8 protein-coding genes and 5 pseudogenes are annotated in these 12,788 nt (G+C 62.7%); 7 read left to right on the plus strand and 6 right to left on the minus strand.

The features are described from left to right. Positions 1–151: 151 nt before the first annotated feature. Positions 152–2,389: an acyltransferase family protein gene (locus RN629_RS17565; protein ID WP_407036403.1), complete on the minus strand. Its 2,238-nt coding sequence runs from the start codon at positions 2,387–2,389 to the stop codon at positions 152–154. Between the two features lie 141 nt (positions 2,390–2,530). Between RN629_RS17565 and RN629_RS17570 the strand changes: the two genes are divergently transcribed. From RN629_RS17570 to rfbA, 5 genes are read left to right on the plus strand one after another with little or no spacing between them, the layout of a single operon-like run. After that, a complete protein-coding gene (locus RN629_RS17570; RefSeq protein ID WP_407036404.1) occupies positions 2,531–3,991 on the plus strand; it encodes an oligosaccharide flippase family protein in 1,461 nt (486 codons plus the stop codon). A 41-nt stretch (positions 3,992–4,032) separates the two neighbouring features. Further along, a complete protein-coding gene (gene rfbC, locus RN629_RS17575) occupies positions 4,033–4,596 on the plus strand; it encodes a dTDP-4-dehydrorhamnose 3,5-epimerase (protein ID WP_407036405.1) in 564 nt (187 codons plus the stop codon). 12 nt (positions 4,597–4,608) lie between these two features. Then, the gene (gene rfbB, locus RN629_RS17580; RefSeq protein ID WP_407036406.1) at positions 4,609–5,658 is read left to right on the plus strand and encodes a dTDP-glucose 4,6-dehydratase; all 1,050 of its coding nucleotides are present in this window, start codon (positions 4,609–4,611) and stop codon (positions 5,656–5,658) included. Then, positions 5,658–6,560: a dTDP-4-dehydrorhamnose reductase gene (rfbD, locus tag RN629_RS17585; RefSeq protein ID WP_407036407.1), complete on the plus strand. Its 903-nt coding sequence runs from the start codon at positions 5,658–5,660 to the stop codon at positions 6,558–6,560. Before rfbB ends, rfbD begins: the two co-directional genes overlap by 1 nt. Then, on the plus strand, positions 6,557–7,423 hold the full coding sequence (gene rfbA / locus RN629_RS17590) for a glucose-1-phosphate thymidylyltransferase RfbA (protein WP_407036408.1): 867 nt from the start codon (positions 6,557–6,559) through the stop codon (positions 7,421–7,423). The genes rfbD and rfbA overlap by 4 nt, the downstream gene beginning before the upstream one ends. Positions 7,424–7,453: 30 nt before the next feature. Here the strand turns inward: rfbA and RN629_RS17595 are convergent, their stop codons facing one another. Both RN629_RS17595 and RN629_RS17600 read right to left on the minus strand, forming a co-directional pair. Then, a complete protein-coding gene (locus RN629_RS17595; protein ID WP_407036409.1) occupies positions 7,454–7,666 on the minus strand; it encodes a ribbon-helix-helix domain-containing protein in 213 nt (70 codons plus the stop codon). A 59-nt stretch (positions 7,667–7,725) separates the two neighbouring features. Continuing rightward, positions 7,726–8,079, minus strand: a pseudogene (locus RN629_RS17600) (IS3 family transposase); the annotation flags it as partial. Positions 8,080–8,282: 203 nt separating this feature from the next. Here RN629_RS17600 and RN629_RS17605 point away from each other — a divergent pair. After that, positions 8,283–9,397: pseudogene (locus RN629_RS17605) on the plus strand (IS5 family transposase). Positions 9,398–9,658: 261 nt separating this feature from the next. Then, positions 9,659–10,884: pseudogene (locus tag RN629_RS17610) on the plus strand (IS701 family transposase); the annotation flags it as partial. Positions 10,885–10,922: 38 nt separating this feature from the next. Here RN629_RS17610 and RN629_RS17615 read toward each other — a convergent pair. The 3 genes and pseudogenes from RN629_RS17615 to RN629_RS17625 all read right to left on the minus strand — a co-directional run. Beyond that, positions 10,923–11,198: pseudogene (locus RN629_RS17615) on the minus strand (IS3 family transposase); the annotation flags it as partial. A 4-nt stretch (positions 11,199–11,202) separates the two neighbouring features. Then, positions 11,203–12,610: pseudogene (locus RN629_RS17620) on the minus strand (IS30 family transposase). Further along, a partial coding sequence (locus RN629_RS17625) for an RHS repeat domain-containing protein (protein WP_407036410.1) occupies positions 12,499–12,788 on the minus strand: 290 nt, incomplete at its 5' end. The pseudogene RN629_RS17620 and the gene RN629_RS17625, both read right to left, overlap by 112 nt.

The raw sequence follows: 12,788 nt of genomic DNA on the forward strand, positions 1-12,788 counted from the left end.
CAGCACTCCAGATCGCGTTGCCAATCCTCTTCCATCGCCAGCCTCCATCAAAGCTGGCGCCCTATGAATCATGCATCTCCCTCACTGGGAATCCCAAAAATCATACTTCTGCCAAAGTAGTGATAGGTATCTGGACGAAGAGCCTTATGGTTTATCGCAACATGGTAAGAAAGGGAGGCATGAGCAGATCATTGCCGTAACCGCTCAAGTGATCGCCATCGAACGATATGGGTTTTCCATTCCGACGCGCGTCACAGATTTCGCCGGAGCACAGAAAGGGGAACGGGTCCCATATCTCTATCCGCGGATCCGCCTGCTTCAGCTGTGCCAATGCCGCCATCACCGGCGCGCGGCGCTCCAGAGCCTCGCGACGCGTCATGAGGTCGACTGCACAATGCGGGTTGTCAGCATTGAACCAATCCGAACAACGGATAGGGCCAAAACGATAGACCGGCTTGGGCGCTTCGATGACAACCCGGGCGCCACGGTCGAGAATTTTCGACAGCGCCCGGGCCTGCTTGGCAATCATGGCAGGCGAATAGCGGATCATCGGCTCGGGCGCCGCCATCATCATTTCGGTATATTCACGATATCGCGGCGTTCGCAGGCCGGGCAGGAAAATGACGTCTCCCCGCTTCAGATCGGATGGCAAGGTGGAAAATGCGGTCTTCAGAAAAGCCTCGCAATGCGCAACGGCACCCGGGTTACGTGGTGTATAGCCAGGAAGAACCGGGCACCCAGGCGCCATCATGACCGTTATCGGGGTGCCGGTACGCTGCGCCACAGTGCCGAACAGTCTCTGATAGGCCCAGGCATGTGAGTCCCCGACGACGAACAACCGTGTGCGGCGGTCTACCGGACAGGTGGTGCGACGAAAATCATAGCGTATACCGCCATTGACCATGTTCGCCTTGGTCCGAACGGCCGGACATTGCCCAATCGGCAGATAGGATGGCGTCCAGATAGCCGCTTCACGCGTGACCGATCGCGAGATGACTGGCCGAAATCCAACCATGCCCACCACTATCAATCCTGTCGCCGCCATCGCACCAATCCCGATCCCGATGACCTCCAAATTGCCGCGCGAGGCGAGCCAACCGTTGCCGCGCGTCGGCCGTTCAATCAAACGATAGGACAGATCGGCCATCGCCCAGCTCAACAGCAAGGCGGCGATTTGCTCGCTGGCCGTCTCGATACCGATAGTCCAGCGGAAGAACGCGATGACCACCCAGTGCCAGAGATAGAGGGAATAGGATATCCGCCCGACATAGCGCAGCGGCGGGATCGCGAAGAAGCGTGCCGCAGACGACTTGGGCGCACGGGTCAGGACATAGATCAGCGCGACGGCCGCACCGACCATGACCGCAGCACCGGGGAATGGAAAACCCAGGCGCCCGCTGAACGCGAAACTGAAGACCAACGCCACCACGCCGATAGCTGTCGCAAGTGCAACTACCAGCGTTCGTGGGGGGGGGCGATGCTGATGGCGGATGGCCAAGTACAGGGACACGCCAGCACCCAATTCCCAAAATCGCGACGGGATCATGTAGAAGGCAAAGGTCGGCGCCCGCGACGTCGCCACCGCCGCGATCGCCAGCGACATCGCCGACAGGGCGAGAAGGCTTGCCAGTCCCGCCAACCGCCATGTCTTGTTTCGCGACTTCAGGAACAGGAAGGCAAGAAACGGAAATACGAAGTAGAATTGTTCCTCGACACCAAGCGACCATGTATGGGTAAACAGGTTTAACTCGGTGCCCGGCGCAAAATAGTCACCCGCCGTGTACCACAATATGACGTTGGCCATGCCGACTGTCGCCGCCAGCGCCGTCATGTCCGTCGGGGTAAACGGCCCCGTGATCGGTACGAACAGGGTGGCGGCGATCATCGTCACAAGGATAAGCGCCAGCGAAGCTGGCAGGATGCGCACGATGCGCCGGCGATAAAAAGCGAGCAACAGGCCGCCCTGTGTCGATACAGGAATTGCGGCAGTGGCCAGTGCGACGACAAATCCGGAAATGACGAAGAAAAAATCGACGCCGGCAAAACCACCAGGCAACAGGGCGGGATGCAGATGGTAGAGCAGAACGCCTAGGACCGCGACGGCGCGAAGGCCGTCTATGCCCGCGATATAGGTATGCGACCGCTGACCGATGCCGCGTTCGCCCTCAATGTGATCTCGCAACGAATGCTCCCTATCGACCAGCCGGGTCATAATTTCGAATAGCCCTGCCCAAGGCGGCATAATTCGGCAAAAGCAATCGCAAACGTCGCGATGTCGGAACACGAAAAACGACAAAAACCGTTCCCGCCTTGTCTCTATCGTCAACAGCGCCGCCCCACAATGCGACGCCGTTTCATTCAGGACGCCTATGAGGCGCGTCTGCACCATTCTTTACCCTCTTGCCAGCCATGTTATGGCGCGGTTAAAGGGTGCCCCATTGTCAAAACGGCACCGCCCCAACGCGTGGGATGGATTAGTACAATCTTCCACGGCGTGCTGGTCGTCTTCGCGGCCGTATCTGAGGCAAATATGAACAAAGCAGTGATCTGGAACCTGCTGGGCACAGTCGCCACCATGCTGACCATGGTCGTGACAGTGCCTTTGTTCCTGCGCTTTTATGGCCCCGACCGATATGGCGTCATAGCCACCCTTTGGGTGGTTCTCGGCTATTTCTCCTTCCTTGATTTCGGCATGGGACCCGCGATCATCAATTTCCTGTCGAAGCCCGAGGAAGGCGATAAAACCTATGTCCCCCGGATTTTCTGGACGGGCGTTCTCCTGAACACGGGCACTGGTCTCGTGGTCGGCGGCATCGTGATCCTCGGTTTGCTGCTCGTTCGTACCGAAACGCTGTTTTCAAATCCGATCGTCGCCCGGGAGTTGGGTACCACCCTGCCGTGGCTCATCATCGTCTTCCCGGTCGCACTCGTCTATCCGATCCTTGTGGGTGCCCTCGACGCCCGTCAGAATTTTGGGATCGCGAACGCCAACCAGGTCGCAGGATCGATTGCGTTTCAGGTCTTACCGTTGCTTGCCGTCATCGTCATGCCGGCGACGCTCAGCGTGGCGGTCGGCGCATCGGTCCTTGGTCGTCTGGGATCCGCCTTGGCTCTGATGATGTATGCCTCCCTGGAACTGAAGGTCGGACGACCACGCTTCGATCGCGCGATCGTCCGCAAGCTCGCGACGTTCGGGGGATGGGTCGCCTTGAGTTCGGCGGCCAGTTCGTTGCTTGAGACCGCAGACCGGTTGGTTGTCGGCGGTGTATTCGGTCCGGCCAGTGCGGCCTGGTATTCCATCTCCTACAATGTCGTATCCCGCGTGCGCAGCCTGCCCTATGCGGTCGTCCGCGCATTGTTTCCGCGCATTGCCGCAGGGTCCCAGAACGCCGCCCAGGAACTGGCATTCAGCGCACAGGCGCTACTCCTCATCCTGGTCCCGGCTATATCCGTGGCGATCATCGTGGTGGAACCGGCCTTCCGAATCTGGATCGGTGGCTCGGCGGCTGCCAACACCGTGCCGATCGCGCGTATTATGCTGGTCGGCATGCTGATGAACTGCCTGGCCCATTTGGCCGTTGTCGCGCTTCAGGCAGGTGGGCGACCCGCCCGGCTCGCGATGGTGCATATCATCGAGTTGCCGGTATTTCTTCTCGTCATGTGGCTGGCCACGCGCGCCTTCGGCTTGGTCGGAGCGGCGACGATTTGGTCAGCACGACTGGTACTCGACGGGATTATATTGTTCATCGTCGCCAAGCTGGAGCGTCGCCTGCTCGCGCTCGTGCTTTTGCAGAATATCGTGCCTCTGGTATCGTGCGTCATCATGATGTCGTCGCTCCCCTTCCTGGAACGCGCCGCGCTGGCGATGGTCCCGCTGGCGATCTGGGCTGTCTGGTCATTCCTCAACGACGACAAAGTCACACGGTCCATATTCCTCAGCGTCTCGACCCTGATCCGGTCCAAGATACCATTGCGTCGTCCGGTAAGCTGATCTGAATACCCGACATCGGTCATTCGTTTTTAGGAAAAGCCATGACAAATCCTGTTCGATTGATCACGCCGAAGCGCTTCGGTGACAGCCGTGGCTGGTTCACCGAAGTCCACTCCGTCCCCACCTTTGCCGCGCTGGGAATCGATTGCATCTTCGTGCAGGACAACCACTCCTATTCCGCGCCTGCCTTCACCTTGCGTGGCCTGCATTTCCAGACGCCATCAAGGGGCCAGGACAAGCTGGTCCGCTGCATCCGCGGCCGCATCTTCGACGTTGCGGTCGATGTGCGACGCGGCTCGCCAACCTATGGCCAGTGGGTCGGAGCCGAGCTGTCGGCTGAGAACGGCCACCAGCTGTTCATTCCGATCGGCTTTGCGCACGGCTTCGTCACGCTCGAGCCGGATTGCGAAGTCACCTACAAATGCTCGGACACCTATGCGCCGCAGAATGACGGCGGCATTCGCTGGGACAGTATCGGCATCGACTGGCCGATGCCCGTCGGTACCACGCCCGAGTTGAGCGAAAAGGACAAGGTGCAGCCGACGCTCGCCGAGTTCGACAGTCCCTTTGCCTATGATGGCCGCCCGCTGGCCCCGCTCTCCTAAGAGGAATCCAACATGCGTATCTTCGTCACCGGCGGGGCCGGGTTCATCGGCTCGGCGCTCGTCCGGCACCTCATCGAGAACACGACCCATGAGGTCCTGAACTTCGACAAGCTGACCTATGCGGGCACGCTCTCGACGGTCGAACGGGTCGCCGACAGCGATCGCTACCAGTTCGTCCAGGGCGATATCTGCGACGCCGACGCCGTGCGTGCCGCGATCGCCGAATTCCGTCCCGACGTCATCACCCACCTAGCCGCCGAGAGCCATGTCGACCGCTCGATCGACGGCCCCGGCGCCTTTGTGCAGACCAACGTCGTCGGCACTTATGTGATGCTCGCCGAGGCACGCAGCTACTGGTTGAGCCTGGACGAACAGGCCAAGGTCGCCTTCCGCTTCCACCATATCTCGACCGACGAAGTGTACGGCACGCTGGGCGAGACCGGGCTGTTCACCGAGGAGACGCCCTATGACCCGCGCTCGCCCTATTCGGCGTCGAAGGCGGGATCGGACCATCTGGTTTCGGCCTGGGGGCATACCTTCGGGCTGCCAGTGCTCATCACCAACTGCTCGAACAATTACGGACCCTATCACTTCCCCGAAAAGCTGATCCCGCTGATGATCGCAAAGGCGCTCGATGGCGAGAAGCTCCCCATCTACGGCAAGGGCGACCAAGTGCGCGACTGGCTGTATGTCGAGGACCATGTCCGCGCGCTGCAGGTGGTGTTCGAGCGTGGGCAGCCGGGCCGCACCTACAATGTCGGCGGCCATAACGAGCGCCAGAATATCGAGGTCGTGAAGACGCTCTGCGCGATCCTCGACGAACTGCGCCCGCGCGCCGATGGCAGCCCCTATGCCGAACAGATAACCGAGGTCGCCGACCGGCCGGGTCATGACAAGCGCTATGCGATCGACGCGGGCCGCATCGGTGCCGAGTTGGGCTGGACCCCGGCCGAGACCTTCGAGACTGGCATCCGCAAGACGGTCGAATGGTATCTGGCCAACGAGGCCTGGTGGCGTCCGCTGGTCGCCGCCAAGGCGTCCGAGCGTCGCGGCGTCGCCTGATGTCGGCAACCACATCGCACGCCATCCTGGTGACGGGCGCCGGGGGCCAGCTCGGCACCGAGCTGCAGCGTTGCGCCTGGCCGCAAGGCTATGAGATCGTGGCGATCGACCATGACACGCTCGACCTGCGCGACAGCGAGGCGATCGCGGCTATGGTCGCCTCGCGTCCCTTTGCTGCGGTCATCAACGGTGCAGCCTATACCGCGGTCGACAAGGCCGAGAGCGATGTGGTGACTGCCTGGGCGGTCAACGCGATGGCCCCAGCCGCCTTTGGCGAGGCCTGCGCGAAGGCGGGCATTCCGCTCGTCCAGGTGTCCACCGACTATGTCTTTGCCGGCGACCGCCAGGGCGCCTGGGAGGTGAACGATCCGGTCGCGCCGCTCGGCGTTTACGGCGCGTCCAAGCTGGGCGGCGAGCTGGCAGTGCGGACCTCCGGCGCGCGCCATGTCATCGTCCGCACCGCCTGGGTGGTGTCGGCGCATGGCCACAACTTCATCAAGACGATGCTGCGCCTGGCCGAAACCCGCGACACCCTGTCGGTCGTTGCCGACCAGCACGGCGCGCCGACCAGCGCAGCCGATCTGGCGAACGTGCTGATGACCATCACCCAGCGGCTAGTCGAGGACGAGGATGCCCCTCCCGGCACCTTCCACTTCAGCAATGCCGGGTCGATTAGCTGGGCCGATTTCGCCACCGAGATATTTCGCCAGTCGGGCTTGCGCGGTGGTCCCACGGCCGAGGTCGTGCCGATCCCCAGCAGCGACTATCCCACCCCTGCGGTACGGCCCGCCAATTCCCGGCTGAGCCATAGCGCCATCTACGCCGCCTATGGAATCGCCCCGCGCGACTGGCAGGCGGCGCTCAGCGACATTCTTGACGAACTGATCGGAGCCACGCAATGAAGGGCATCATCCTCGCCGGAGGTTCGGGCACCCGGCTTCACCCCGCCACCCTGGCGGTCAACAAGCAACTGCTGCCGGTCTATGACAAGCCGATGATCTACTATCCGCTAAGCGTCCTGATGCTGGCGGGCATCCGCGACATCCTGATCATCTCGAGCCCCGAGTTCATCGACAATTACCGCCGTCTTTTCGGGGATGGCTCGGCGTTCGGCCTGACCGTGTCCTATGCCGAACAGCCCAGCCCCGACGGGCTGGCGCAGGCTTTCACCATCGGCGCGGACTTCATCGGTGACGACAACGTCGCGCTGGTGCTGGGCGACAACATCTTCTTTGGCGCACATCTGACCGAACTACTGGCCAGCGCGGTCGCGCGGCCCAAGGGCGCCACCGTGTTCAGCTACCGCGTCGAGGATCCCGAACGCTACGGCGTGGTCGAGTTCGGCGAAGGCGGCCGCGCGGTCAGCCTGGAGGAAAAGCCCGAAAAGCCGAAGTCCAACCATGCGGTCACGGGCCTGTATTTCTACGACAACCGCGTCGTCGAATTCGCGCGTAACCTGAAGCCGTCAGCGCGCGGTGAGCTCGAGATCACCGATCTTAACCGCCTCTATATGGAAGCGGGCGACCTCTATGTCGAACAGATGGGCCGCGGTTACGCCTGGCTCGACACCGGCACCCATGACAGCCTGCTGGAGGCCGGTGAGTTCGTCCGGACGCTACAGCACCGCCAGGGTGTGCAAGTCGCCTGTCTTGAGGAAATAGCCTATGAGATGGGCTTCATTTCTGCCGATCAGGCACGGGCTGCTGGTGAACGTTTCAAGAAGACGGCTTATGGGCGGGCCATTCTGAACGCAGTCAAGAACTAATATAGGAGTGGGGCGGTTCTACCGTCCCACTCACTCCTCCACGGGGCTTTCTCCATATTTTCGCAGTACGTCGTTGAACGCCTCGACCATCTGGGCCTGGAGGCTCCGGCCCTGCCGTCTGGCCATCATATGCATCGCCAATGACATGTCCGCGGTAAAGAACCCGGCGATCTGCTTGCGGCCTTCTCGACTGGCGGCGCGCGCGGGTTTGTCCTCGGCTGGCGTTGCGGCTGAAGTACGAATGTGTCTATCTGAACGCTTTCGAGACCGGCTCCGAACTGCGGACCGGGCTCGGCCGATGGATCCGGTCGTAGCCTGATGCACGAACCGTCGTTCAGCCACAGCCGCCCGCGTTTTTGCTGGCGCCGGGGCACTTTCAATCCTTCGCGCCGCCAGATCCGCTCCATCCGCTTGTGGTTCGCCAACCACCCAGCGGCATGCAGCAGCGCGCTCACCCGGCGATAGCCGTAGCGCCCGTACTGCCTGGCCAGCGCGACGATGTCGTCAGTCAGCGCCTCTTCGTCATCTGCCCCGCACGGCACCTTGCGCTGCGTCGATCGGTGCTGCCCAAGTACCCAGCACACCCGTCGCTCGGATACGTCCAGCATCTCCGACCACAGGAATGCCGTTACCCGTCGGCTTGCGACCGACAGGATGGGATCGATGATTGAGGTGGTGCCGGTTTTCCGGACAGGAGGCTGAGCTATCCCGGACGTAAGGGACGGACGGCAATGAAGACGACGCGGAAGCGGTATACGGGTGAGTTCAAGGCGCGGGTGGCGCTAGCAGGGTGCTGAAAAAGGCTTGGCGTGGACGGCGGGAGGTGATTCATCGCGACTGAAGCGATGAGGGTAAAAAGATGCGGGGAGGCGACGCGCGGTCGGGAGAATTGTTCTCGTACGTCGATCTGGAGCGGCGGATGCCGGCGGGCCATCCGTTGCGCAGGATCCGCGCGGTGGTGAATGCGGGGCTGGCGGGGATCGGGCCCGACCTTGAGGCGCTCTATTCGCGGATCGGGCGACCGTCGATCGCCCCGGAGAAGCTGCTGCGCGCGCTGCTGTTGCAGTTGTTCCACGGCATCCGCTGGGAACGCCAGATGATCGAGCGGCTGGATTTCGATCTGTCGTTCCGCTGGTTCGTCGGGCTGGGCGTGGACGAGCGGGTGTGGGATGCATCGACATTCTCGAAGAACCGCGAGCGGCTGCTGGAAGGCGAGATCGCGGCGCGTTTCCTGTCGTCGATCCTGGCGCTGCCGCGCGTCCGCCGACTGTTGTCGAGTGACCACTTCTCGGTGGACGGCACGCTGATCGATGCATGGTGCATGCATGAAGAGCTTGCGCCCGAAGGATGACGCCGATGGCGACGGCCCGCCCGGCGACGATCCGGGCGGACGCCCCGTTTCGCGCAACGCCGAGGTCGACTTTCGGGGTACGAAGCGGAGCAACGACACGCACGCCTCGCTCACCGATCCCGATGCGCGGCTGTACCGCAAGAGTGCCGGCACGGGCGCCAGGGCTGTGCGACATGGGCCATGTGCGGATGGAGAACCGCCACGGGCTGGTGGTCGATACCCAAACCACGCGCGCGGCCGGGTTCGCCGAGCGGCTGACCGCGGTGGCGATGGTGGACGATCTCGACCGGTCCGAGGGGCGACGCATCACGCTGGGCGCGGACCGGGCCTATGACACGCGCGATTTCGTGTCGGACCTGCGCGACCGTTGCGTGACCCCACATGTCGCACAGAACACCAGTGGCCGGCGCTCGGCGATCGACGGGCGCACCACCCGGTATCCCGGCTACGCCGCCAACCAGCGCGTCCGCAAGCGGATCGAGGAGGTGTTCGGCTGGGTGAAATCGGCCGCCGGACAGGGCAACACGCGCTTTCGCGGGTTGGCGCGCGTCCGCTTCGCCTTCACGCTGAGCGTCGTAGCCTGCAACCTCATCCGGCTGCCCCGGCTGCTGGAGACGGGGTGATGACCGGGCCAGTCGGCCGGTGGCGGATCGTCGAGGCCACGCCATAGTCGCGCGAGCATCTCGACCTGTGCGCCACGGCCTGCATCCGCATCGACGCCGATGGCTCCGGCGCAATGGCCTTCGATAGTGGCGATGAAACCACCTTCATTGCTACGCCGTGCCCTTTTCCAGCAGCCTGCTAATCTTACTGAGTCAGAAAATCGGTGTTTGGGGGATTCGCGGCTAGCGGAAACATGATAGCCTGCTGATTCACAGCGATAGATGAGCGGCATGGAGAGCACAGGCGGCAGCGCGGCGGAGGCGTTCGAAGTCTATGTAAAGGCGCTGACAGGGGTCATCGGGCATGCGGACCGAGCGGAACCGCTCCGGGACTATTGTACAGGGTTGATGATGCCGGTAGCGCGCAAGAGCGTATAGCCGCTGGCGGTGGTAACGGCGCCGGCGCGGGTTTCCGCCAAGCATCAGTCCTTGTTGCATTTCGTGGGGCAAGCGCCCTGGTCTGATGAAGCTTTGATGGGGCGGGTCCGCGACTGGGCGTTGCCGCGCATGGTAGAACGCGGCGGGCCGATCACAGCCTGGATCATCGACGACACGGGTTTCCCGAAGAAAGGGAAGCATTCTGTCGGCGTCGCTCGTCAATATTGCGGCCAGCTCGGCAAGCAGGACACCTGCCAGGTGGCGGTCAGCCTTTCCGTCGCGAACGAAGGCGCCAGCTTGCCGGTTGCGTGGCGGCTTTACGTTCCGGAGATCTGGCTGGACGATCCTGAACCCCGGCAAAAGGCGAAGATACCCGACGAGATCGTCTTCCAAACCAGGCCGCAGATCGCGATTGATCAGATCCGCGCTGCGCTTGCGGCGCAGACGCCGGTCGGCGTTGTCCTTGCCGATGCCGGCTACGGCGCGGATGGCGCGTTTCCCAGCGCATTGAGCGATCTTGGGCTGGTTTACTCTGTCGGTGTCCAGCCGATGGTCAGTGTCTGGCGTCCCGGCGAAGGCCCGCTACCACCGAAGGCGTGGACCGGAAAAGGGCGGCCGCCCAGGCTGGTACAACGACGCAAAGATCACAAACCGCTCTCCGCTAAGGCGCTGGCCGAGAGCTTGCCGGCCAGGCGTGGAAGACCGTCACCTGGCGCGAGGGTATGAACACCGAGCTGGCATCGCGCTTTGCCGCCGTGCGGCTGCGTGTCGCGTTCAGAGATTATAATCTCCCCCAGCCGCGAGCCGAAGAATGGTTCATCGTCGAATGGCCCGATGGCGATAAGGAGCCCCTCAAATATTGGTTGTCCACTTTACCAGAAACGATGAAGCTGCACGAACTCGTAGCCGTGACAAAGATGAGATGGCGGATCGAGCGCGATTATCGCGAACTCAAGCAAGAGCAGGGGCTCGGCCATTATGAAGGCAGAGGGAGGCGATGATTTCATCACCATGCCAGCCTTTGCATCGTTGCCTACGGATTCCTTCTCTCCGTACGAGAAACGATTCCTGAACCGCGCCGGGTCTGCCGGAGGCATTGGGTTGTGAGTCAGGCTGCCATATCGATCTTGTCTGCGGCAGCATAATATTGATCTTCGGCTTCGGCGGGCGGGATGTTGCCGATGGGCTCGAGCAGCCGACGATGGTTGAACCAGTCGACCCATTCGAGCGTGGCGTATTCGACCGCCTCAAAGCTGCGCCAGGGTCCGCGCCGGTGGATCACCTCGGCCAAAGCGTTGTCATAGCTGTCGCCGACGCTACCGACCGACGGCTCGATCCCCGCTTCGGCGAGGCGTTCGGTGTACTTGATAGACACATATTGGGCGGATTCAACCGGTTGTCGCAACGCCGTGTTCTTCGATTTGTGCGAGGCATTGGTCAAGCGCTTCGGCAGGGGTTTTCCAGCCCAGCGTCTTGCGTGGTCGACCATTGAGGGTCGCTGGGACGGCGGCGAGTGTGTCGGCGCTATGCGCGCTGAGGTCGGTGCCTTTGGGAAAATACTGGCGCAGCAGCCCGTTTGTGTTTTCATTGGTGCCGCGCTGCCAGAGACTTTGCGGATCGCAGAAATAGACCTGCACGCCGGCATCGATCTTGAGACGGGCGTGCTGTGCCATCTCCGCGCCCTGATCCCAGGTGAGCGAGCGGCGCAGTTCCTCCGGCAAGGTGATGATGGTGCGTGTGATGGCGTCCCGCACCGCGCCGGCACCGTGGCCGGCCAGTGCCGGTCCATTCTTGATGCGCGGCTTGCCATCGTAGCCTTCCAGGCGGGGCAGATGGAGCAGCATCGTGAAGCGCGTCGGACGCTCAACCAGCGTGCCGATCGCCGAGCTGCCGAGCCCAAGGATGAGGTCGCCCTCCCAGTGCCCCGGTACGGCGCGATCCTCGGCTTCTGCCGGACGCTCGCTGATCATGATGTCGGGCGACACGAAGCCCTTGCCGCGCTGGCCTGCCCGCGCCCGGGGCATGCGGAGAACCCCGCCGCTGCGCAGGCAGGCGGCGAGATCGCGGCGCAACGCTCCCCGTCCCTGCACGAACAGCGCCTGATAGATGGCTTCGTGGCTGATGCGCATGCTGGCGTCATCCGGAAAGTCGATGGGCAGACGCCCGGCAATCTGCTCCGGGCTCCATGCCGTTGACCAGCGCCGGTTCTGGCGCGGTCCATGTCGTCGTCCCGTCCATGATGAGACCACCGGACCGGCGACAGGTGGCGCGCCAGGTTTGGCAACCGCACCGCCCAGACGGTCTTCGACCCAGCGTCGCAATGTCATTAGCGGCCAGCCTGGCGACCTTGGGGCGGCGTGCTGCCCGCTCGGCATGCCACTGGGCCGTCGTCGCACGATAGTCGAAATTGCCGCTGCGGGTGGCGGCGTTGCGCCGGATCTCGCGTGAGATGGTCGATGCCGCACGACCGAGCTGGCGGGCGATCTCACATACGCCATGCCCTCGGGCCAGCAGTAACGCAATCTCCTCACGCTCTGCCAGCGACAGGTATCTGCCCGACAACGGCTTGGCCGATAGTCTGAATGCCGCCGGTGGCATCCCGCCTGCCTCCCGAAACCAACGACTGCCGACCGGTTGTGACGCTCCTGCCTTCACCGCTGCCGCCTCGCTGCTCATCCCGGCAGCTACATACCGCCAGAACAATGCACGCTCTTCCCGGTTGGCAACCGGCGGCCTGCCCGGCGACCGCAATCGTGACCGGGTGCAACGGCTGGAACGCCGCTTCTTGATGTCCATCGCGCGCCTCCAATTGCGAAGCGTTGCGACAACCGGTTGAATCCGCCCACTGTCCCGCCGTTCTCGCGGACGGCCGTCCGGCGGTCAAGGCTGTCGTAGTCGAACGTAAAAAAGGTGCCGTCGGGATACGTCATCCGCGTGCGATTGTCGTTCGCGTCAAATTGGTAGCCGAGCGTCA

The sequence above is a fragment of the Facivitalis istanbulensis genome, from assembly GCF_040560405.1.
GTDB lineage: Bacteria > Pseudomonadota > Alphaproteobacteria > Sphingomonadales > Sphingomonadaceae > Sphingomonas > Sphingomonas istanbulensis.

What these genes read in the sequence shown, in the direction of transcription:
- RN629_RS17565 (WP_407036403.1), bottom strand. Translation starts at nt 2,389, where the DNA reads ATGGTGCAGACGCGCCTCATAGGCGTCCTGAATGAAACGGCGTCGCAT.
- RN629_RS17570 (WP_407036404.1), top strand. Translation starts at nt 2,531, where the DNA reads ATGAACAAAGCAGTGATCTGGAACCTGCTGGGCACAGTCGCCACCATG.
- rfbC (WP_407036405.1), top strand. Translation starts at nt 4,033, where the DNA reads ATGACAAATCCTGTTCGATTGATCACGCCGAAGCGCTTCGGTGACAGC.
- rfbB (WP_407036406.1), top strand. Translation starts at nt 4,609, where the DNA reads ATGCGTATCTTCGTCACCGGCGGGGCCGGGTTCATCGGCTCGGCGCTC.
- rfbD (WP_407036407.1), top strand. Translation starts at nt 5,658, where the DNA reads ATGTCGGCAACCACATCGCACGCCATCCTGGTGACGGGCGCCGGGGGC.
- rfbA (WP_407036408.1), top strand. Translation starts at nt 6,557, where the DNA reads ATGAAGGGCATCATCCTCGCCGGAGGTTCGGGCACCCGGCTTCACCCC.